At 65.0% G+C, this 21,374-nt stretch carries 20 protein-coding genes; 16 read left to right on the top strand and 4 right to left on the bottom strand.

Annotation, left to right across the window (positions count from 1 at the left end; translation table 11 throughout):
• The first annotated feature begins 31 nt into the window (after positions 1–31).
• Both gabT and MUG94_RS14325 read left to right on the top strand, forming a co-directional pair.
• Entirely contained in the window at positions 32–1,387 is a 1,356-nt protein-coding gene (gene gabT, locus MUG94_RS14330) for a 4-aminobutyrate--2-oxoglutarate transaminase (RefSeq protein WP_227906769.1), read from the top strand.
• A 375-nt stretch (positions 1,388–1,762) separates the two neighbouring features.
• Positions 1,763–3,457: a CAP domain-containing protein gene (locus MUG94_RS14325; protein ID WP_227906767.1), complete on the top strand. Its 1,695-nt coding sequence runs from the start codon at positions 1,763–1,765 to the stop codon at positions 3,455–3,457.
• 90 nt (positions 3,458–3,547) lie between these two features.
• On the opposite strand, the gene rarD is transcribed toward MUG94_RS14325, so the two are convergent.
• Positions 3,548–4,615 carry an EamA family transporter RarD gene (gene rarD, locus MUG94_RS14320; RefSeq protein ID WP_423724274.1) on the bottom strand — a complete coding sequence of 356 codons (1,068 nt, stop codon included), beginning with the start codon at positions 4,613–4,615 and terminating at the stop codon, positions 3,548–3,550.
• A 176-nt stretch (positions 4,616–4,791) separates the two neighbouring features.
• Here rarD and MUG94_RS14315 point away from each other — a divergent pair, with 176 nt between their 5' ends.
• Complete coding sequence (locus MUG94_RS14315) at positions 4,792–6,213, top strand: FAD-dependent oxidoreductase (RefSeq protein WP_227906765.1); 1,422 nt, start codon at positions 4,792–4,794, stop codon at positions 6,211–6,213.
• 145 nt (positions 6,214–6,358) lie between these two features.
• Positions 6,359–7,708, top strand: coding sequence for a GAF domain-containing protein (locus tag MUG94_RS14310; RefSeq protein ID WP_227906764.1), 1,350 nt, complete (start codon positions 6,359–6,361; stop codon positions 7,706–7,708).
• A gap of 17 nt (positions 7,709–7,725) precedes the next feature.
• Here MUG94_RS14310 and MUG94_RS14305 read toward each other — a convergent pair whose 3' ends face one another.
• Positions 7,726–9,393 carry a DHA2 family efflux MFS transporter permease subunit gene (locus MUG94_RS14305; protein WP_227906762.1) on the bottom strand — a complete coding sequence of 556 codons (1,668 nt, stop codon included), beginning with the start codon at positions 9,391–9,393 and terminating at the stop codon, positions 7,726–7,728.
• 174 nt (positions 9,394–9,567) lie between these two features.
• On the opposite strand from MUG94_RS14305, the gene exaC reads away from it, so the two are divergent.
• The 11 genes from exaC (at position 9,568) to MUG94_RS14250 (ending at position 19,346) form a co-directional block, all read left to right on the top strand.
• The gene (exaC, locus tag MUG94_RS14300; protein WP_227906759.1) at positions 9,568–11,091 is read left to right on the top strand and encodes an acetaldehyde dehydrogenase ExaC; all 1,524 of its coding nucleotides are present in this window, start codon (positions 9,568–9,570) and stop codon (positions 11,089–11,091) included.
• A 70-nt stretch (positions 11,092–11,161) separates the two neighbouring features.
• Entirely contained in the window at positions 11,162–12,172 is a 1,011-nt protein-coding gene (gene adhP, locus MUG94_RS14295; RefSeq protein WP_227890515.1) for an alcohol dehydrogenase AdhP, read from the top strand.
• The gene (locus MUG94_RS14290) at positions 12,172–12,606 is read left to right on the top strand and encodes a DUF779 domain-containing protein (protein ID WP_227906758.1); all 435 of its coding nucleotides are present in this window, start codon (positions 12,172–12,174) and stop codon (positions 12,604–12,606) included. Before adhP ends, MUG94_RS14290 begins: the two co-directional genes overlap by 1 nt.
• Before the next feature lie 137 nt (positions 12,607–12,743).
• A complete protein-coding gene (locus MUG94_RS14285; protein ID WP_227906757.1) occupies positions 12,744–13,157 on the top strand; it encodes a YtxH domain-containing protein in 414 nt (137 codons plus the stop codon).
• A gap of 199 nt (positions 13,158–13,356) precedes the next feature.
• Complete coding sequence (locus tag MUG94_RS14280) at positions 13,357–13,662, top strand: DUF4193 domain-containing protein (protein WP_227890380.1); 306 nt, start codon at positions 13,357–13,359, stop codon at positions 13,660–13,662.
• Positions 13,663–13,666: 4 nt separating this feature from the next.
• On the top strand, positions 13,667–14,326 hold the full coding sequence (locus tag MUG94_RS14275; RefSeq protein ID WP_227906755.1) for a nucleotidyltransferase family protein: 660 nt from the start codon (positions 13,667–13,669) through the stop codon (positions 14,324–14,326).
• Between the two features lie 143 nt (positions 14,327–14,469).
• Positions 14,470–15,657: a TerC family protein gene (locus MUG94_RS14270; protein ID WP_227890378.1), complete on the top strand. Its 1,188-nt coding sequence runs from the start codon at positions 14,470–14,472 to the stop codon at positions 15,655–15,657.
• Positions 15,658–15,826: 169 nt separating this feature from the next.
• Positions 15,827–16,897, top strand: coding sequence for an ABC transporter substrate-binding protein (locus MUG94_RS14265; RefSeq protein ID WP_227890377.1), 1,071 nt, complete (start codon positions 15,827–15,829; stop codon positions 16,895–16,897).
• Entirely contained in the window at positions 16,898–17,749 is an 852-nt protein-coding gene (locus MUG94_RS14260; protein ID WP_227906749.1) for an ABC transporter ATP-binding protein, read from the top strand.
• Positions 17,746–18,564: an ABC transporter permease gene (locus MUG94_RS14255; protein WP_227890375.1), complete on the top strand. Its 819-nt coding sequence runs from the start codon at positions 17,746–17,748 to the stop codon at positions 18,562–18,564. The genes MUG94_RS14260 and MUG94_RS14255 overlap by 4 nt, the downstream gene beginning before the upstream one ends.
• A complete protein-coding gene (locus MUG94_RS14250; protein WP_227906747.1) occupies positions 18,564–19,346 on the top strand; it encodes an ABC transporter permease in 783 nt (260 codons plus the stop codon). The genes MUG94_RS14255 and MUG94_RS14250 overlap by 1 nt, the downstream gene beginning before the upstream one ends.
• Here MUG94_RS14250 and MUG94_RS14245 read toward each other — a convergent pair.
• Positions 19,305–19,943 carry a DUF2238 domain-containing protein gene (locus tag MUG94_RS14245; protein WP_227906745.1) on the bottom strand — a complete coding sequence of 213 codons (639 nt, stop codon included), beginning with the start codon at positions 19,941–19,943 and terminating at the stop codon, positions 19,305–19,307. The two genes, MUG94_RS14250 and MUG94_RS14245, sit on opposite strands and share 42 nt — an antisense overlap.
• A 100-nt stretch (positions 19,944–20,043) precedes the next feature.
• On the opposite strand from MUG94_RS14245, the gene MUG94_RS14240 reads away from it, so the two are divergent.
• A complete protein-coding gene (locus tag MUG94_RS14240) occupies positions 20,044–20,829 on the top strand; it encodes a glycosyltransferase family 2 protein (protein WP_227906743.1) in 786 nt (261 codons plus the stop codon).
• Here MUG94_RS14240 and idi read toward each other — a convergent pair.
• Complete coding sequence (gene idi / locus MUG94_RS14235) at positions 20,784–21,347, bottom strand: isopentenyl-diphosphate Delta-isomerase (protein ID WP_227890371.1); 564 nt, start codon at positions 21,345–21,347, stop codon at positions 20,784–20,786. The two genes, MUG94_RS14240 and idi, sit on opposite strands and share 46 nt — an antisense overlap.
• Positions 21,348–21,374 lie beyond the last annotated feature (27 nt).

Here is a 21,374-nt window from a genome sequence, read left to right as displayed (position 1 = left end):
TAATCGCAGCATCGCTTGAAAGGCACACCCCATGAGCACCCAAGCCGTTTCACCCGCCTACCGGCTCGAGCAGAAACGCAGCATCAGCGGGCCCTTCCCCGGCCCCAAATCCGCCGAACTGAACGCCCGCCGGGCAGCCGTGGTTGCCAAGGGTGTCGCCTCATCCGTTCCGGTGTACGTTTCCGACGCCGACGGCGGCATCATCCGTGACGTGGACGGCAACTCGTTCATCGACCTGGGTTCCGGCATCGCCGTGACCAGCGTCGGCGCCTCGGACCCCGCCGTCGTCGGCGCGGTGAAGGAGCAGGTGGAGCATTTCACGCACACCTGCTTCATGGTGACCCCGTACGAGGGCTACATTGCGCTGGCGGAAAAGCTGCACGAGGTGACTCCCGGCGACCATGAGAAGCGCACGGTGCTCTTCAACTCCGGCGCCGAAGCCGTGGAGAACGCGATCAAGATTGCGCGGTCCGCCACCGGCCGCGACGCCGTCGTTGCCTTTGACCACGCCTACCACGGCCGCACCAACCTCACCATGGGGCTCACCGCCAAGGCCATGCCGTACAAAACCGGTTTCGGCCCGTTTGCCTCCGAGATCTACCGGATGCCAATGAGCTATCCGTACCGCGAAGAGAACCCCGCAATCACCGGCACCGAGGCTGCCGACCGGGTGATCCTGGCCATTGAGAAGCAGATCGGCGCGGACCAGACAGCGGCCATCCTGATCGAACCGATCCAGGGCGAGGGCGGCTTCATTGTGCCCGCCGAAGGCTTCCTGCCCCGGCTGGCCGAGTGGGCCAAGTCCAAGGGAATCGTTTTTATTGCCGATGAGGTCCAGTCCGGTTTCTGCCGCACCGGTGAATGGTTCGCCGTGCAGCACGAAGGCGTCATTCCGGACCTCATGACCATGGCCAAGGGCATCGCCGGCGGCATGCCGCTCTCCGCTGTCACCGGCCGCGCGGAACTGCTCGACGCCGTCCACGCCGGGGGCCTGGGCGGCACCTACGGCGGAAATCCGGTGGCCTGTGCCGCGGCGCTGGCAGCGATCGAGACCATGGAAACCACGAACCTGGCCGGCCGTGCCCGCCGGATCGAGGAACTGGCCGTTCCCCGGCTGAAGCAGCTCGCCGAAGACACCGGCGTGATCGGCGAAGTCCGCGGCCGCGGGGCCATGCTCGCGCTGGAATTCGTCAAGCCCGGCACCAAGACCCCGGATGCCGACATCACCAAGGCCATTGCGTCGGCGTGCCTGGCCGAGGGCGTCATCATCCTGACCTGCGGCACCTACGGAAACGTGGTGCGACTGCTGCCGCCGCTGGTGATCGGCGATGACCTGCTGGCCGACGCGCTGGACGTGCTGGAAGCAGCGGTCCGCGCACAGCTCTAGCGGATCCAAGGCCGGGTGCTGAGACTGCGCCGGACTCCGCTCGGAGTCCGGCGCCCCGGGCCAGCCCGGTGACCAATCGGGCTGGTCTCCGGGGCGAGAGCCTGCGCCGGGGCGCAGCGCAAAGGGAAGCCGGTAACGGAGCCTAAAAGGTGGTCGGAACGTAGGTGTTTCCGCGTATTCTCCACAGCCCAGCGTGTCCCATCTGTTATTGGTGTTACTGGTGTTATTAGAGGGCCTGTTGTTTATTAGAGGTGCCTGCGGTAAATTCTCATCGTTGCCCCGTGACGTTTTTGCCGGGCACCGCAGCCTTCTGGGGAAGCTGCGCACGGTCCGGCTTCGGTGTTTTCACGGGGTCTCGAGGCATAAGGATGCACTTTGCGCGTTAAAAAACTGGTGGGCGTCTTCACGACCCTCGCCATCGCACTCATGACGGCGGTCATCGCAATTCCGTCCGCCGCGGCAAGCTCCGCGGATGCACAGTTCGCTAACCGCCTGCACGTGTTGATCAACGACTACCGGGCACAGCATGCACTTGCCCCGCTGCGTTGGAATGACCAGATGTCTGCCGAATCGCAGTCCTGGACGCAGCAGTCAGCGGATCAGGCCAACATCTACGGCGCCGGCGTCTTCCAGCACAGCCCGGGGTCTTATGCCTTCCCGGAGAATATTGTCTGGAACATGAGCGCGGACCAGGCGTTCAGCTGGTGGGTCAACTCTCCGCCGCACCGTGCCAACATGCTTCGGGCAGCCGACACGGACATTGGCATCGGCGCGGTCCAGCTGACCGCAGGTCCCAACCGCGGCGCGTACCTGGCCACTGCCAAGTTCGGCCAGTTTGCTGTTTCAGCCGAGGATGAGGCGGCGGCAGCACGCGAGGCCGATGCCCGCGAGGCAGAGAAGAAGGCGGCGGATGAAGCTGAGGCCCGGGCCGCTGCTGAGAGGGCAGCTGCCGAAGAGGCTGCTGCGAAGGACGCCGCCGCCAAGGACGCCGCTGCCAAGGCTGCGGCTGAGGAGGCTGCTGCGAAAGAAGCCGCCGACCAGGCTGCTGCAGAGGCCGCAGCCAAAGCCGCTGCTGAAGAAGCGGCAGCAAAGGCTGCGAAGGAACCGGCTGCAGCGGCACCGGACACCAAGCCGGCTGCTCAGGACAAGGCCGCCGAGGACAAGGCAGCCGCGGAAGCCGCCGCCCGGAAGGCTGCGGAAGAAGCCGCCGCTCAGGAGGCAGTTGAGAAGGCTGCGGCCGCCAAGGCCGCCGAGGAAGCTGCCGCAAAGGAAGCCGCTGCCCGAAAGGCTGCTGAAGATGCGGCGGCTGAGAAGGCCGCTGCAGCAGAAGCCGCCGAGGAAGCAGCCGCTCAAAAGGCTGCCGAAGATGCTGCAGCCCAGTCCGTTGACCCGGCACATCAGGCAGCTGAAGAGCAGGCCGCCGCCGAGGCGGCAATCGCCCGGGAGCAGGCTGAAGCCGACGCTGCCGCAGTTGAGGCTGCGGCAAATGAGGCTGCGGCAAAGGAAGCGGCCCAGGCAGCCGCCGCAGCGAAGGCTGCTGCCGAAGAAGAAACACGCCGCGCAGCAGAGCAGGCCAAGGCCAAGGCTGCCGCCGGCGTCGCCACCGTTGAACAGGTGACGCTCGGACAGGAGGCGCTCCTCACCGAAGCCGCCCGGGGAACCGTTACCGCCGTTGCCTCCGGCAGCCAGCTGCGCATTTCCGGCCTGGCTTCGGGCGCCGCCTACGAAGTTGTGCTGCCGTCGGCAGGAGTCAACCTGGGCGCTGTCAACGCGGACGCCAAGGGATCGCTGGCAGCGGCTGTTCCGGCAGTCCTGGCCGCCGGTGAACACAAGGTGGCCCTGTTCCGGGACGGCGTTCTTGCCGGCTGGACAACCTTCACGGTCGAGCAGGCCGTTACCGTCATGGCGGCGCAGCCGGTTCCGGCCGCAGCTGACGGGACAACAGAGCTGGCCGCGACCGGTCTGAACGCCGCCCAGCTGGCCATAGGCGGCATCGGAGCCCTGATGGCACTGACCGGCGGTGCAGCCCTCGTGGCACTCCAGCGCCAGCGCGCCGCGTCACTGCGCTAAACCGCACCAACAAACAGACAGCCCCCGCCGCCCTTCTTTCGGGCAGCGGGGGCTGTCTGCGTTGGCAGGCACCGTGGGGCGACGCCCCAGCTAGGCTGCGGCAGCGGCTCGGAGCAGCCGGTTCCGTCTGGGGCCGCCCATCATGTCAGCGGTCAGGATCACCAGAGCCATCCAGATCAATCCGAAACCAACCCAGCGTTCCGGCGGCATGGTTTCCTTGAAGACGGCCAGGGCAATGATGAACTGCAGGGTGGGCGCCAGGTACTGCAGCATTCCCACTGTGGAGAGTGGAAGGCGCCGTGCTGCCGCGCCGAAGAAGATCAGCGGAACAGCCGTAATGATGCCCGAGGCGGCGAGCAGCCAGAAGTGCGCGGTGCCGTTGGAAAGAATGGTGGCTGTTCCGTTCAAGGACAGCCAGATCAGGACACCGGCGGCGATCGGCGTCAGTGCTGCCGTTTCGATGGTGAGGCTGGAGATTGCATCAACCTTGCCGCCCACGCCCTTCTTCACCAGCCCGTACAGGCCGAAGCTGAAGGCGAGCCCCAGTGCGACCCAGGGGACTGTTCCGTAGGCGAAGGTCAGTACCAGTACGGCAACAAACCCCACTGCCATAGCCACCCACTGCAGCGGCCTGAGTTTTTCCTTGAGGATCACCACGCCCAGGAGCACGGAGACCAGAGGGTTGATGAAGTACCCCAGGGCGGCCTCCACCGCGTGTTCATTCAGGACGGCCCACGCATAAGTGAGCCAGTTAACGGCAATGAGTACGGCGGCACCGCTTAGCGTGGCCACCAATCTCGGGTTCCGTGCGGCCGTGGCCGTGGCCTTCCACGACCGCAGGGCGGTGAGCAGTGCAGCGCAAAACACCAGGGAGAACACGATGCGGGACGCGACAATCTCCACCGCACCGGCCGGGACCAGCAGGATGAAGTACAGGGGCAGCAGCCCCCACAGAACGTAGGCGCCAACACCGAAGAGGATGCCGGTCGAGTTTTCGCTGCGGCCGCCGGACGACGGCGCCGGCTGCGGTTGCGCCGTCACTGTTGCCGTCGCCGGCAGCTGGGTGGGAGGGGTGGACCCGGCAGCAGAGGATGCAGAGGCGGACAAGGGTGCGGAGCGCTCGGCGCCGGTTCCGTTCGAAGAAGACACGTGATCCACAACTCGCCGGCGCCGCGCGGTATTCCCGCCACCGGCCGGAGCAGCTTCGGAGCCGATCCGGAGCCATCTGTGGAGGCGTCAGCGCCGAACCGTTTAGACGCCGTCGTACGCGGCATTTAGAATAGGAAACTGTGCGTTATTCCGCACGAGGTTTTCCCCGAGACGAAGGACTATCAGTGTCTAATTCAGCCGCGGACCGGTCGCAGCGCCCCATGCGAGTCGCCATTATCGGCGCTGGCCCCGCCGGTGTTTATGCCGCAGATATCCTCACCAAAGCTGAACGGGACTTTGAGGTCAGCATTGACCTGTTCGACAAGTACCCGGCACCGTACGGACTCATCCGTTACGGGGTTGCTCCGGACCACCCCCGGATCAAGGGCATCGTCAACGCCCTGCACAAGGTGATGGACCGCGGAGACATCCGCTTCCTCGGGAACGTGCACTACGGCAAGGACCTGACGCTCACCGATTTCCGGCACTTCTATGACGCCATCATCTTCGCCACCGGCGCCATCAAGGACGCTGACATGAGCATCCCCGGCGTGGAGCTGGAGGGATCCTTCGGCGGAGCCGACTTCGTGTCCTGGTATGACGGACATCCTGACGTGCCGCGTGAATGGCCGCTGGATGCCAAGGAAGTGGCCGTCATCGGCAACGGCAACGTGGCCCTGGACGTTGCCCGCATCCTTTCCAAGCACGCTGATGACCTGCTGACCACCGAGATCCCGGACAACGTGTACGAGGGCCTGAAAAAGTCCCCGGTGACGGATGTCCACATCTTTGGCCGCCGCGGCCCGGCTCAGGTGAAGTTCACACCGCTGGAGCTGCGCGAACTTTCACACTCGCGCGACGTGGATATTGTGCTCTACCCGGAAGACTTCGAATTCGATGAAGGCTCCGACGAGCAGATCCGCACCAACAACCAGACCAAGACCATGGTCAACACGCTGACCAACTGGCTGGTCGAGGAGCAGGATTCCGGCGCCTCCCGCCGTCTGCACCTGCACTTCCTGCACAGCCCGGTGGAAATCTATGAGGACCCGGCCAATCCCGGCAAGGTGGCGGGCATGAAGTTCGAGCGCAACGAACTGGACGGAACGGGCAACGCCCGAGGTACCGGCGAGATTGTCGACTACCCGGTGCAGGCCGTCTACCGTGCCATTGGCTACTTCGGGTCCGAGCTGCCGGAGGTGGGCTTTGACTCCCGCCGCGGCGTGATCCCCAACGACGGCGGACGCGTCATTGACGAATCCGGCACGCCCGTTCCGGGCATCTACACCACCGGCTGGATTAAGCGCGGTCCGATTGGGCTGATCGGCCACACCAAGGGCGACGCCCTGGAAACCATCGGCTTCCTGCTCGAAGACCGGCTGAACCTGCCGGCCGCCGAGGAACCGGACGAGGAATCCATTATCAAGCTGCTCGAAGACCGCGGGGTGGAATACACCACGTGGGAGGGCTGGCTGAAGCTCGACGCCTACGAAAAGAGCCTCGGGGCGTCCTACGTCCATCCGGACCCCGCCACGGGCGAGCTGGTGCGCGAGCGCGTCAAGGTTGTGGACCGCGCCGAGATGGTGCGGATCGCCCGAGGGCAGTAGCCCCGCCGTCCGCACGCCCGGCCCAAAACACCAAAGCTTCCGTCCTTCCCATGGATGGGATGGAAGCGGCATGAGTAGACTGTCCTGACACCCGCAGTTGTCGGTGTCAGGACAGTCTCCTTATCAGTGTGGATAGGTCGGGGCAGTGCACAATCAGGACTATGATGTTCCACCTCCGCGCACCGCGGACGCCCTGCAGCGGGATGCTTTCCGCGCCCATGAAAACCTGGGGTCCGCGGACGGTCTGACGCGCTGGCTCCGGGCGCCGGTGCGTGAATCCTGGCAGCGTTCCCTGCGCCACCACACTGACCCGGACGCAGCCGTTCCGCAGCTGGTGTTTGCCGGTTCCGAGCTGGGGGAGTACCGCAGCTCGCATCCCCTCGCAGCCATCATGCCCGTTATCCGGCGGCTGCTGGTCCGTCCGGGCAGTGACACCGGGCTCCTCGTGGCAGTGGGAGATGAACTGGGCCGGCTGCTGTGGGTGGAGGGTGACGACGACGCACGCCGGCTGGCCGAGGGCATGCTGTTCATCCCGGGCACTGACTGGTCCGAGCGTTCCATCGGAACCAGCGCTCCCGGCACCGCATTGGCCTCAGACCGAAGCGTTCAAATTTCCGGAGCGGAGCACTTCAGCCGGCAGGTCCATTCCTGGAGCTGCACCGCCGTGCCCGTCCATGACCCGGACACCGGAGCGCTCATGGGCGTAGTGGACATCACCGGCAGGGACGAAGCAGTGGCCGCCCACACCCTGGCGCTGGTGGAAGCCACTGTGGCCGCAGCGGAATCCCAGCTCAAGGTGGAGCGGCTCCAGGAAACGGGGCGGAACAGGCGCCGCCGGCCCCGCCTGCCGGGTTCCGCACAGCGGCCGGCACAGCGGAGCCTGCTTCGGCAGGACAGCCTGCAGATCCTGGGCCGCGACCCGGCCGTGGTCAATGTGGGCGGGCGTCCCGCCACGCTCAGCACCAGGCATGCTGAGCTGCTCACGCTCCTGGCGCTGCACCCCGCAGGACTGACCGCCGATGAACTCTCGGTCATGGTCTACCCCGAGTGCACCTCCGTCAGCACCGTGCGCGCCGAAATGCTGCGGCTGCGGAACCTGCTGGGAAAGCACAGCCAGGGTTTCCCCGAACCGCCGCTGGTACCGCAGTCACGTCCCTACCGGCTTCCGCATGAGGTGGTGATTGATGCCCGGCAGGTGCTCGCATACCTGGAAAACGGTGCTTATCGGCTGGCCTTGGGCCTCTACCGGGGACCGGTCCTGCCGCGCTCTGATGCTCCGGCCATCACCGCGCTCCGCAGCGAAGTGAGCATGGTCCTGCGGGAGGCCATGCTCTCGGACGCGGGACCGGAATCCCTGCTGGAGTACCTGGCTCTGCCGGAGGGACGGGACGACGTCGAAGCCTGGTCCCGCGCGCTGGAGCTGCTTCCCGCCTGCTCTCCCCGGCGGGCCTCCATTGTGGCCGGGCTCCAGCGCATTGAGCGTGAACTGGCCTGATCCCGGTCGCGGGCCGGCTACGGAGAAGAAGCGGCGGGGCCCTCTTCCGGAGCGCGCACGCCGGCGGGCTCACCGGCCTGCGGGCCGATGACCGGTTTGATGCGGAGGCTGGTCAGGAAGCCGATCAGCAGTGCGGCAGCGGCGATCCAGCCAGCAAGGGATGCCCCGTCGGTCATGGCTTCGCGGGCCGCGTCCGCGACAAATGCGGTCTGCGGATCTGCAGCCAGGGCCGCAATGCTGCCGCCGGAGGTGGCATTGACGGAATCCACCACTGCGCCCAACTGGGGATTGCCGGCGACCATATCAGCCACCCGGTCCTCGGTACCGGTGCGCAGAGTGGTGAAGAACGCCGTTCCCAGGACCGCGATGCCCAGCGCGGATCCGGTCTGCCGTGCGGTGCTCTGGGTGGCCGATCCCTGGCCGCTCTTGGCTATGGGAACTTCGGCGAGGACCACTGAGGTGAGTTGGGCGGTGGCCAGTCCCACGCCAATGCCGTAGACCAGCAGGATCGGGGAGGTCAGCCAGGCGGTGCTGTCCGGCCGGATCAGCAGGGCCAGGGCGGCGATGCTCAGGATTTCCAGGGCCAGGCCCATCCGGACCACCAGGATGGGGCTGAACCTCCGGGCCAGGCCCGCAACGCCTCCGCTGGCGAGGAAGGATCCCACGGCCAGCGGGAGCAGGGCCAGGCCTGCCTGGAAGGCGGTGAAGCCCAGCACGTTCTGGAACCACAGCGGCAGGGAAAGGATCAGGCCGAATTCACCGAAGCTGACGATGAGGGCCGTCACGTTGCCGTTGGCGAAGGAAGGGATCCGGAACAGGGACAGGTCCAGGATCACGCCCTTCCCGGCGGCCGTCCGCGAGCGCTGCAGCAGAACAAAACACGTCAGGGCCACCACTGCGAGCAGGAAGGCCAGCGGAACAGGAGAGAGGTTCCCCACCTGAAACGCAGCGTCCTCGGACGCATTCCACCAGCCGTAGGTGCGGCCTTCGATCAGGCCGAACACCAGTGCCCCGAAGCCGATGATGGACAGGGCGGCTCCGCCCAGGTCCAAGCGCTGTGCCGCGCCGACCACGGGTTCGGACGACTCCGCGACAAACAGCAGCAGCCCGCCCACAATCAGCACGCCAACGGGGATGTTGATGCCAAAGGCCCAGCGCCAGCTGGCATTCTCGGTGAGCCAGCCGCCCAGCAGCGGGCCGATGGCCGCCATGCCGCCGATCGTTGATCCCCAGACAGCGAAAGCGATGCCGCGTTCGCGTCCCTGGAAGTTGGCGTTGAGCAGGGCCAGCGTGGTGGGCAGGATCATGGATCCGCCCAGTCCCTGAATGGCGCGCCCCAAGATAAGCACACCGCCGGACTCGGCCAGGGCGCACAGCACGCTCGCCGCAACAAACAGGACGACGCCGATCAGCATCACCCGCCGTCGTCCCACCCGGTCCGCAATCCGGCCCCAGGTGAGGAGCAGCGCGGCGAACAGCAGGGTGTAGATTTCCTGAACCCACTGGATCTGGGTGCTGGAGATGCCCAGGTCACCCACAATCGAGGGCACGGCCACGGAGACGATGGTGGCGTCCATGATGATCATGGCGACGCCGAGGCTGATCGCCAACAGGCCCCACCACCGGTAACGGACGTAACGGGTGGTGCTCCGGGAGCCGCCGCCGGTGCTGGGTTCTGTAGCCATCTGCCGTCCTTGTCAGGTTCGTTCGAGGGCAGGTTCGGAAAAATTGCCCACGGCAACAATAAATCCGCTGCGGACCGGGCACCATACCGGCTGCTACGTAGATGCAACGTAGCCGGGCCTACGCTCATGCCACCGACGGAAACGACACCGGCGTCACGACTTCAGGGAGCAACCATGACTGTTTATGCACAGCCCGGCACCGAGGGATCCAAACTCTCTTTCAAGCCCCGTTACGAAAACTGGATCGGCGGAGAATGGGTACCGCCGATCAAGGGCGGATACTTCGAGAACGTTTCACCGATCACCGGGAAGGTGTTCTGCGAAGTTGCGCGCGGCACCGCCGAGGACATTGAGCTGGCCCTGGACGCAGCGCACAAGGCTGCCCCGTCGTGGGGCAAGACGTCCGTCGCGGAACGGGCACAGATCCTGAACCGCATTGCCGACCGCATCGAAGAGAACCTTGAGCTGCTGGCCGTGGCCGAGACCTGGGACAACGGCAAGCCCGTCCGTGAGACGCTCGCAGCCGACATGCCGCTGGCCGTTGACCACTTCCGCTACTTTGCCGGCGCGGTCCGCGCGCAGGAGGGCACGCTCTCGCAGATTGACGACAACACCACGGCCTACCATTTCCACGAGCCGCTGGGCGTCGTGGGGCAGATCATCCCGTGGAACTTCCCCATCCTTATGGCCGTCTGGAAGCTGGCTCCGGCGCTTGCCGCAGGCAACGCCATTGTCCTGAAGCCGGCCGAGCAGACCCCGGCCTCGATCATGGTGCTCATGGAGCTGCTCGCGGACATCCTGCCCGCCGGCGTGCTCAACGTGGTCAACGGCTTCGGCGTGGAGGCCGGCAAGCCGTTGGCATCCTCCAAACGGATCCGCAAGATCGCCTTCACCGGTGAAACCACCACCGGCCGGCTGATTATGCAGTACGCCAGCCAGAACCTCATCCCGGTCACCCTCGAGCTGGGCGGCAAGAGCCCCAACATTTTCTTCGCCGACGTCGCCCAGGAGGATGACGCGTTCTACGACAAGGCGCTGGAAGGGTTCAACATGTTTGCCCTGAACCAGGGTGAAGTGTGCACCTGCCCGTCCCGTGCACTGGTCCAGGAATCCATCTATGACTCCTTCATGTCCGATGCGCTGGCCCGCACCGCGCAGATGATCCAGGGCAACCCGCTGGACACCAACACCATGGTCGGCGCCCAGGCGTCCAATGACCAGTTGGAGAAAATCCTCTCCTACATGGACATTGCCCATCAGGAAGGCGCAAAGGTGCTCACCGGCGGTGAGCGGCTGATGCTCGACGGCGATCTCGCCGGCGGCTTCTACGTTCAGCCCACGGTGTTTGAGGGCACCAACAACATGCGCATCTTCCAGGAGGAGATTTTCGGTCCGGTGGTGTCAGTGACCCGGTTCTCCGACTACGGCGAGGCGCTCGCCATTGCCAATGACACTCTCTACGGCCTCGGTGCCGGCGTGTGGTCCCGCAACGGCAACACCGCGTACCGTGCAGGCCGGGACATCCAGGCAGGCCGGGTGTGGGTGAACAACTACCACGCCTATCCCGCACACGCAGCGTTTGGCGGGTACAAGTCCTCCGGCATCGGGCGCGAGAACCACGCCATGATGCTGGACCACTACCAGCAGACCAAGAACCTGCTGGTCAGCTACGCGGAAAACAAGCAGGGCTTCTTCTAAGCCCGGCCGCCTGAACCTACGCTGGACACCACCCCCGTGCGGATCAAGGAATGAGGACCCAGTGGCAAATATGCAAGCAGCCGTAGTCAACGAGCTCGGACAAGAACTGTCTGTGGAAGAAGTGGCGGTCCCGGACCCCGGACCGGGCCAGGTGCTGGTAAAACTGGTTACTACCGGCGTCTGCCACACTGACCTTCACGCCGCCCAGGGCGACTGGCCGGTGAAACCTACTCCGCCCTTCATTCCCGGCCACGAAGGCGTCGGTGAAGTTGTTGCTGTTGGAGACGGCGTAACGGACGTCGCCGTTGGAGACATGGTGGGCAACGCCTGGCTGTGGTCTGCCTGCGGTGTTTGTGAATTCTGCCGCACCGGGTGGGAAACGCTGTGCGAGCAGCAGCAGAACGGCGGCTACACAGTCGACGGATCCTTCGGTCAGTACATGCTGGTTGACGCCAAATTTGCCGCCCGCATCCCCAAGGGTGCGGACCCGGTGGAGATTGCGCCGATCCTGTGCGCCGGAGTGACCGTCTACAAGGGGCTGAAGGTCAGCGAAGCACGGCCCGGGCAATGGGTGGTGATCTCCGGCGTTGGCGGGCTGGGCCATATCGCGGTTCAGTATGCCAAAGCCATGGGACTGCGGGTTGCCGCTGTGGACATCGCTGACGACAAGCTGGAGCTCGCCACCTCATTCGGCGCCGAAGTGGTGGTCAATGCACGCAACGAGGATCCCGTCGAGGCAATCCAGACCAAGATTGGCGGTGCCCATGCCGTGCTGGTCACGGCGGTCCATCCCTCGGCATTCGGCCAGGCAATCGGCATGGCCCGGCGCGGCGGCACCATTGTTTTCAACGGCCTGCCGCCCGGAGATTTTCCGGCACCCATCTTCGACATCGTGCTCAAGGGACTGACCATCCGCGGCTCGATCGTGGGCACCCGGCAGGACCTCGCCGAGGCCATCGACTTCTACGACCGGGGCCTCATCCATCCGAAGGTGAGCACCCGGAACCTCGATGAGATTAACGCCGTCATGGAAGAGCTGGAGCAGGGCAAGGTCGACGGACGGGTGGTTGTTCAGTACTGATGGTTTCGAATCAGGAGACAGACCGGACCCCAGCCGCCGTTTCACCGGCAGGGGTGCTGGAAGCCGGCGTCACGCTGCCCGGAGAGAGCTTTTCCCGGGTGGCGTTGACACCTGCGGCGCAGGAGCTCCTGCTCCAGCTGCGCGAACAACACGGACCGCTGATGTTCCACCAGTCAGGGGGCTGCTGCGACGGTTCATCACCCATGTGCTATCCGGCGGGAGACTTCATCACCTCAGAAGCGGATGTGCTGCTGGGAACCTTTGAACTGGCACCGGGGGAGCCGCTGGACTTCTGGATGTCCCTGGAGCAGTTCGACTACTGGAAACACACACACCTCACGGTCGATGTGGTCCCGGGCCGGGGGAGCGGCTTCTCTGTCGAAGCTCCGGAGGGCAAGCGGTTCCTCATCCGTTCCCGCCTGATGGGCGGCTAGGCGCACCACCGGCAAACAGAACCGGCCCGGACATAGTAAGGTTGCTGTTTATTCTTCCGCTTCCGGCGGTAGTGTGCTTATGAACACCCTGACAGTATTCGCTATGCCCCTCACCGGGGGCAGGAATGAGGAGCATCATGGTAAAGAAGTTTGTATTTCTCGCCGGCGCAGGCGTTGGCTACCTGCTCGGTTCCAAGGCCGGCCGCGAAAAGCTGATGGAACTGTGGAAGGACCCGAAGGTTCAGGAAACTGTTTCCCACGGCACGGAGTGGGCCAAGGAGAAGGCTCCCGGACTGCAGGAAAAGGTCTCCGAGGTTGCTTCCACGGCCAAGGACAAGGTCTCGCATTCAACCGATTCGGGAAAGCCCGCCTCCTCGGCAGGTTCGTCCGCCGGGACCGGCACCTCCTCCGGATCCGGTTCAACCGGCGCATCCGCCCCGAAGCCCGCTGAAGCGAGCGGAACGGGTTCCGCCTCCAACGGATCCTTCACCACGGGCGGGAATCACTCGATGAGCCCGGCTGAAGTGCAGCCCGAACCCAAGAAGCCGTAGCAGCACAAAGCAGCAGAATCCGAAGGGGCGTTCCGCCAACGGGACGCCCCTTTGTGCTGTCCGGATTCGGCACCGGTGTTCGGCCTGCGGCGAATATGTCCCGATTATTGCCTTCTGAGGCAGAGCTCCCGCCATCCATCCGTTACGATCGAGGCCGGATCCGAAGCATGAGCTGAAATAGGAGTGTGAGCCAACACAAATGGCGACAGATTACGACGCACCGCGCAAGACCGAGGACGACGGAGCATCCACCGCCTCGCTTGAAGAACTGCAGGCCCAGCGCAGTGTGACTCCGTCCGCCACCGCCGTGGACGTCGATGAAACCGAAGCCGCGGAAAACTTTGAACTCCCGGGCGCAGACCTTTCCGGCGAGGAACTGCTCGTCCGCGTAGTCCCGGCCCAGGACGATGAATTCACCTGCGCTTCCTGCTTCCTTGTCCGCCACCGCTCCCAGGTGGCCTTGGAGAAGAACGGCATGAAGTACTGCTACGACTGCGAGGGCTGAGCCCTTGCCCGCCCCGACAGCCGGCCTTGTGCTGGCCGCAGGGGCAGGCCTCCGCCTGGGCCTGGGCACCAAGGCGCTGCTGCCGTTCCAAGGGCGGCCGCTGATTGAACACATCCTCACGCAGCTGCGAAACGGCGGCTGCTCTTCCCTCGCCGTCGTCCTGGGAGCCCAAGCAGACGAGGTGATGGCCAGAGCTGAACTGGGAGGCTGCCGCGCCGTCATCAATCCGGACTGGAACACCGGGATGGGATTGTCCTTCCGCCGCGGAGCAGAGTCGGCGTTAGCCGCCGAGCCCGACGCGGCAGCACTGCTGGTGGCCCTGGTCGACCAGCCCGGACTGAGCGCAGCCGTCGTCTCCCGGCTTATCAGGCGCCATCAGCCCGGCCGCATCACCGCCGCCGGTTACCGGCAGGCAGGTTCTACGGCCGTTCGCCGCGGACACCCCCTGATTTTTACCCGGGATCTGGCCGCCGCCGCTGCGGCGCAGGCCAAAGGTGACGCCGGGGCCAGAGAGTTCCTGCGTGCCAACGCGTCACTGGTCGACGTTGTGGACTGCTCGGATTTGGCTGACGGGCAGGACCTCGACACTGCGGCGGACCTGCCCCTTCTTGGCGACACGTCCAAAGGCCAGGTGGCAGCAACCGGTCCGGACCCGTTAGACTGAACCCTTCGTAGGGGAGTATCCACCTCGCCGTTATCCGTCAACACGTTGGGCACCGACGCCCCAGCCGGATGCAGCGGGCACCCATTCACAGGGGCGCCGGAGAGACCTATGGTTCTTTGACGACCCTACGAAAGCGGACTTCCATGACTGTTTCCCCCCTGATCTGGGGAGTGACGATTGCCGTCATTCTTGGCCTGCTGGCCTTCGACTACTTCTTCCACATCCGCAAGGCGCATATCCCCACGCTGAAAGAAGCCGCTGTTTGGTCTTCGATCTACGTAGGCCTGGCGCTCGTTTTCGGCGTCCTTGTCCTGGTCTTCGGCGGAGCCACCGCCGGCAGCGAGTACTTCGCCGGCTACATCACTGAGAAGGCCCTCTCAGTGGACAACCTGTTTGTCTTCCTGATCATCATGGCCAGCTTCCGGGTGCCCAGGGAGGACCAGCAGAAAGTCCTGCTCTTCGGCATCGTCTTTGCCCTGATTGCCCGCACCGGGTTCATTTTCCTGGGCGCCGCGCTCATCAACTCCTTCTCCTGGATCTTCTACCTCTTCGGCCTGATCCTCCTGATCACGGCGGGCAACCTGCTCAAGCCCGAGAACAGTGAGAAGGACGAGGCAAACAACTTCATCATCCGCATTGCCAAGCGGGTGCTGCCCACCACCGACCATTACGACGGCGACAAGCTGCTCACGGTGGAAAACGGCAAGAAGGTCCTCACCCCCATGCTGCTGGTCATGGTGGCCATCGGCGGAACCGACATCCTCTTCGCCCTGGACTCCATCCCGGCAATCTTCGGCCTGACCCAGAGCACCTTCATTGTCTTCACCGCCACGGCATTCTCGCTCATGGGCCTGCGCCAGCTCTACTTCCTGATCGACGGACTGCTGGACCGCCTGATCTACCTCTCCTACGGCCTGGCCGCCATCCTCGCCTTCATTGGCGTGAAGCTTGTGCTGCACGCGCTGCATGAAAACACGCTGTGGTTCATCAACAACGGTGAGCACGTGCAGGTTGTCGAGATCGGCACCGGCCTGTCCCTGGGTGTGATCATCGGGGTCCTGGCGGTCACAATCGTCGCCTCGCTGGTCAGCCCGGCAGGCAAGGCGCAAACGGCCGTCAACAACGCCCGCCGCCACGCGAACGCCTACCTGGACCTGTCCTACACCTCGGATGAAGGCGAACGGGAGCGGATCTACACCGCCCTCTGCGAGGAGGAACAGCAGATCTCCCAGATGGACCGCAAGTACCGTGACAAGGTCAAGGACATCGAGGACATCCGGGCCGAGGTTGCCCGGGCGCACGAAGCGCACTCCAAATACATCAGCAAGTAACCGCGCAGCAGGATAAAGTCCGGCCGGTGCCTCAGGGCGCCGGCCGGACTTTGTTATGCCGGGCAGGGGAGGGTCCGTGCGTTTACCGCGATGTAACGCCCAGGGGCGCCGGAAGTAACAATCCGTTCCTAGGCTCAGGACTTATTCGCCTACGGAAAGCCTGATACCAATGAGCCTCATCTCCCCGCGGACACGACGACGCACCACAGCCCGGTTCCTCGCCGCCGCGATGACCGCATCCAGCCTGCTCCTGGTCACCGCCTGCGCGGGTTCCGAGGCCGAAGCGGGCACCGGTGACGCTGAGTACGGCACCCTGGACGTGAATCTTTCCTGGATCAAGAATGCGGAGTTCGCCGGGGAGTATTTCGCCGACGCAAACGGCTACTACACCGAGGAGGGCTTCAGCGAGCTGAACCTGATCGCCGGCGGACCCGGGGGAACGTCCACGGAAACCATGCTTCTTTCCGGCGGGGCGCTGGTGGGTACGTCAAGCCCCATGGGCGTGGCCCCGGTCATCGTGGAGGAGGACGCGCCGCTGAAAATCATCGGCACCACCTACCAGAAGAATCCGTTTGTAATCATCTCTCTCGACGGCAACCCGATCACCGCCCCCGAAGACCTGGAAGGCCAGCGGATCGGTGTGCAGGCGGGGGTTAATGAGACCCTCTTTGACGCCCTGCTGGAAATCAACGGCATCGATGCCGGAGCGGTCGAGAAAGTGCCGGTCCAGTACGATCCCCAGCCCCTCGTCAACGGCGACGTAGACGGTTTCTTCGGCTACCTGACCAATGAGGTGCTGACCCTGGAACTGGCCGGCCACGCAACTGCAGTGCTGCCTTTCGCAGACAACGGACTGCCTTTTGTCGCGGAGAGCTTTGTTACCACGGACGAGAGCATCGCGACCCGGCGTGAGGAGCTCAAGAGCTTCCTGCGTGCCACCCTGCGCGGATGGAAGGACGCAGTCGGCGACGCTGAGGAATCGGCCCGCCTGGCTGTCGAGGTCTACGGCGCGGACCTGAACCTGGACATGGCCAAGGAAAAGATGCAGGCGGAAGAGCAGAACACCAAGCTGGTGGTTACCGAGGAGACCGAAGCCAATGGCCTCTTCACCATCTCTGACTCCCTGATCGAAGAGAACCTCTCGATCCTGAAGCTGGCCGGTTATGACCTCGCCGCAGAGGATGTCTTCGACATGAGTCTCCTGGCGGAGGTCTACGAAGAGAATCCGGAGCTGAAGTAGATGCGCCAGGACTCCGTCGCTGCCGAAGGTTCCGCCGGCACGACGGTGCAGACGAAACCTCCCGGGGCCGGACCGGGAACAGGCATCCGGCTGGCAGGCCTGGGCAAGACCTTTACCGCCGGCCGGCAACAGGTCACAGCCTTGGAAGCTGCCAACCTCAGCACCGAACGCGGATCCTTCCTCTCCCTGCTGGGACCGTCGGGCTGCGGAAAATCCACTGTGCTCCGAATCCTGGCCGGGTTGGAAACCCCCACCACCGGTGAGGTGCTGGTGGATGGAAAGTCCCCGCAGGATCTTCGCCGCGGGCACGAGCTGGGCATCGCCTTCCAGGATTCCGCCCTGCTGCCGTGGCGCAGCGTCTACTCCAACATCCGGCTCCCGCTGGAAGTCTCAGGGCTTCCGGCTGATGACGCGTACATCCGTGAGCTGATCAGTCTTGTGGGGCTGGAAGGGTTTGAAAAGGCGCGTCCGGCACAGCTTTCCGGCGGAATGCGCCAGCGGGTGTCGATTGCACGGGCCCTGATCCTGAAGCCGTCGGTCCTGTTGCTCGATGAACCTTTCGGCGCCCTGGACGACATGACCCGGCAGCGGCTAAACCTTGAGCTGCTGCGGATCTGGACCGAGAAGCCCGCCACTACCCTGATGGTCACCCACGGCATCTCCGAAGCCATCTTCCTCTCCGACACGGTTGCAGTCATGAGCCCCCGGCCGGGACGGATCAAGGAGGTCATCAGCGTGGACCTGCCGCGGCCGCGCACCCCCGACATGATGCGCACCCCTGAATTCCATGCCCTGCATGACCATGCTTCTGAACTGCTTTTCAGCGGTCCGGCGTCCGGTGAGACCCCATGAAGCGCATTCACCTTCCGCATTGGGGCGTGGGGCTGCTCGGGGCGGGTGCCGCACTGGCGCTGTGGTGGATCGGCGCCGCCACGTTCCTGCGCGGCGTCGGAGCCCCGGCCGGGGGCGGCACCGGCGCCATCCCCACTCCCTGGCAGGTGTTGGCCCAAATGGGAGCTGACGGGTGGGGCTTCTACTGGCGGAACGCCTCCGTGACACTGGCCGAGGCAGGGGCCGGCTACGCCTGGGGCAACGCCCTGGCACTGCTGCTGGCCTTCCTGGTGCTGCTGGTCCCGCCGCTGGAACGCCTGGCAACACAGCTGGCCGTCATCAGCTACTGCCTGCCGGTTGTGGCCATCGGCCCGCTGATTTTCATTGTCTTAGGACCTCCGCGCTCCGGTGATCCCTCAGGCACCGCCGTCGCGCTGGCCGCCCTCTCGGTCTTCTTCACCACCATGGTCAGCGCCCTCGCGGGGTTAAAGGCCGCTGACCGGTCCTGCCTGGACATCGTTGCAGTGTTCGGCGGCCGCAGGATCCACCAGCTCGTGAAAGTCCGTATCATTGCGGCGCTTCCCGCGGTCCTGGCGGCCTTGAAGATCGCTGCACCGGCCGCGTTGCTTGGCGCCATCCTGGGCGAGTATGTCGGGGGAGTGGACCGCGGGCTGGGGCCGGCCATGGTCAATGCCCAGCAGACACTGGAAGTCGCCCGGGTCTGGGGCGTGGCTTTTGCCTGTGCCGCCCTGGCCGGGGGAGCATACGTCCTGCTGGGACTCCTCTCCCGGTTCGCTGCACCGTGGGCTGCCGGCGTCCGGACCGGAGGACTCTGATGGTCGGGGTTCTCCGGTCCACCGGAAAGATGCTGTTCGGCCTTGCCCTCTCCCTGGCCGTCGTCGGAGCCCTGTGGGTTGGGCTACTGCGCTTCTTCGATGTTTCTGCCTACATCGGCAAGGGTCCCTGGGACGTTTACAGCTACTTGTTCCGGGATCCGGAGTCAGCGGAGAACCGCGCCCTGGTCATGGGGCAACTGGGCCGGACCCTGCTCGACGCCGGAATGGGTTTCACCGCGGGGATGCTCGCCGCCGCTGTCTGCGCCTGCCTTTTCACTGTCTTCCGCGGAGTGGAACAGGCCCTGATGCCTCTGGCCATGCTGCTCAGATCGGTGCCGCTGGTGGCGCTGGCACCCATGATCATCCTGATCTTTGGCCGGCAGGAGGCAGCGGTGGCTGCCATGGGCGGCATTGTGGTGCTCTTTCCTGCCCTGGTCACGATGGTGTTTGGGCTCCGGTCAGCCTCGCCGGCCATGCTGGAGGTTGTCCGTGTCTACGGGGGGAGCCGGCTGGACGTCTTCCGGAAGGTTGCCCTGCCCTCTGCTGCGCCGGCGTTCTTCACCGCCCTGCGGGTGTCGATTCCCGGGGCGCTGACGGGAGCGCTGCTGGCGGAATGGCTGGCAACCGGTCAGGGCATAGGCTACGGAATAGTCTCAGCCGTATCCCGGGCCCGGTATGACCATGTCTGGGCCGGCGTCGTCGTCGTCACTCTCGCTTCGATCGTGCTGTACGCGCTCGTCTCAGCGGTTGAGGCGGCGCTGAAGCGGCGCACCGGCACCTGATGCGGGAACTGCGGGCTCCGGATCCCGCCGGATCATCCGATCCATCACGACGCCGGCGAGCAGGGCGCCCAACCCGCCGGCGGCCAGGTCCCCCATGGTGTCCTGATAACCCACGTTGATGGAGGCATCCACAAAGGAGTTGCCCCACCATTCCGCCAGCTCCCACAGCACGCTCACGGCCAAGCCCAGGGACAACACCAGCACCGGCACTGCCACGCGGGCTGCGGCGGGGGTGGAACGACGGCCGGGAACCGGAACCACGCCCAAACGGGCGAGCAGGAAGTAGGTCATGGACGCTATGACAGCGGTCGCGGCGAAGTGCACCGGAATGTCCCACCAGCTCACCCGGGCGTACAGGTCCAGCACGCTGCTCCAGGCAGCTGCCAGCAGGGTCAGGCCGTACAGTCCGTCGAAGAGCCGGGGGATTTCCAGGGAACGGGACACCAAGGTTCCCCCCAGCACCAGCAGGAAAAGGGCCGCATCCACCGGTCCGAACCAGAGCAGAGCTGCCGCAAGGCTGAAAAGGCAGGCAAGCCGCACGGCGTCGGCGAAGAACTCTCCGGAACCGGAAGGGCGGCGGAGGAGTGCATCGATCATGACTTCACGCTAGCGCAGCGTGCCTGCATGCGGCAGACGAGCAGCGTCCGGGACGCCCGCCGTGTCCCGGACGGATCATGCCGCCGGTAGACTTCCCTCCATGACTGCCGCCCTGCCCTCAGTCAGTGTGGTGATTCCCTGCCTGAATGATGCAGCCGCGCTTGACGCCTGCCTGTTCTCCCTCGCTGCGCAGTCGGTGCCTCCGCTTGAAATTGTGGTGGTGGACAACAACAGCACCGATTCCAGTGCCGCCGTTGCCCGTCGGCACGGAGCCCGCGTGGTCTTTGAAGCGGAACCGGGAATCCCCGCCGCCGCTGCTGCAGGCTATGATGCCGCAGCGGCTGAAATCATTGCGCGGTGCGACGCTGACTGCCTCCTGCCCGCGGATTGGGTTCAGCGAATAGCAGAATCCTTCGCTGCAGATCCGGACCTGGGAGCTCTGTCCGGCCCGGGAGCCTTTTACGGGTTTCCCCGGCCGGTCAGCGCGGCGCTCAGCGTGCTCTATCTGGGGGCCTACTACCTGGCCATGGCGTCGGCGCTGGCGCACCTGCCGCTCTTTGGCTCAAACCTCGCCCTGCGCCGTTCGGCCTGGGAAAAGGTCCGCTCCGAGGTGCACCGGCATGACCCGGAAATGCACGACGACGTGTGCCTGAGCCTTCATCTGGGGCAGCGTTCCACGTGCCGTTTCGATCGGACGCTTGTGGTGGGCATGGCTCCGCGGGCACTGATCGGTGCCGCAAACGTCATCCGTCGCTTCCGCCGCGCCTTCCATACCCTGTGGGCGCATTGGCCCGGTGAGGCACCGTGGGTGCGCTGGCCGCGCCGATTCGCTGCCGGGGATTACGAGCGCAGGGAAGAACCGCCGACAGCAAACACCTGCGGATAGAGCAGGGGCAGCTGCAGGACCAGCCAGGGGCTGAACGCCCACGGTGTCAGACGCACGGACTCTGCCAGGGTCATCGGGTCAGCCCACTGCCAATCCATGACTTCGTCCGGTGCCGGCTCCGGGTCCACGTCGGTGACCGCCGTGTAGACGGGACAGATTTCGTGCTCCACGATGCCGGAGGCGTCCACTGCACGGTAGCGGAAGTCCGGCAGGCGGAGGGTGAGCTCTTCCCGGGGCAGAGCCAGTCCGAGTTCCCGGTCCGCGCGGCGCAGCACGGCGTTTTCAGTGGATTCGCCGGGCCCGGGATGGCCGCAGAACGAGTTGGTCCAAACCCCCGGCCAGGTCAGCTTGCTCAGAGCCCGCCGGGTCACCAGCAACTGGCCCGCACGGTTGAAAACGTGAGTGGAAAAGGCCAGATGCAGCGGTGTGTCAGTCGTGTGCACCGTGGATTTTTCCTGGGTGCCAACCGGTGTGCCCGCCGGATCTACCAGAACCACCAGTTCTCCGCGTTGCGCCATTTCTCCTCCGTATGCTCACCGTGTTTA

The sequence above is a fragment of the Arthrobacter gengyunqii genome (assembly GCF_023022985.1).
Lineage (GTDB): Bacteria > Actinomycetota > Actinomycetes > Actinomycetales > Micrococcaceae > Arthrobacter_B > Arthrobacter_B gengyunqii.
Note: the sequence above shows the minus strand (reverse complement) of the source record. Positions and strands in the feature narration are given on the sequence as shown.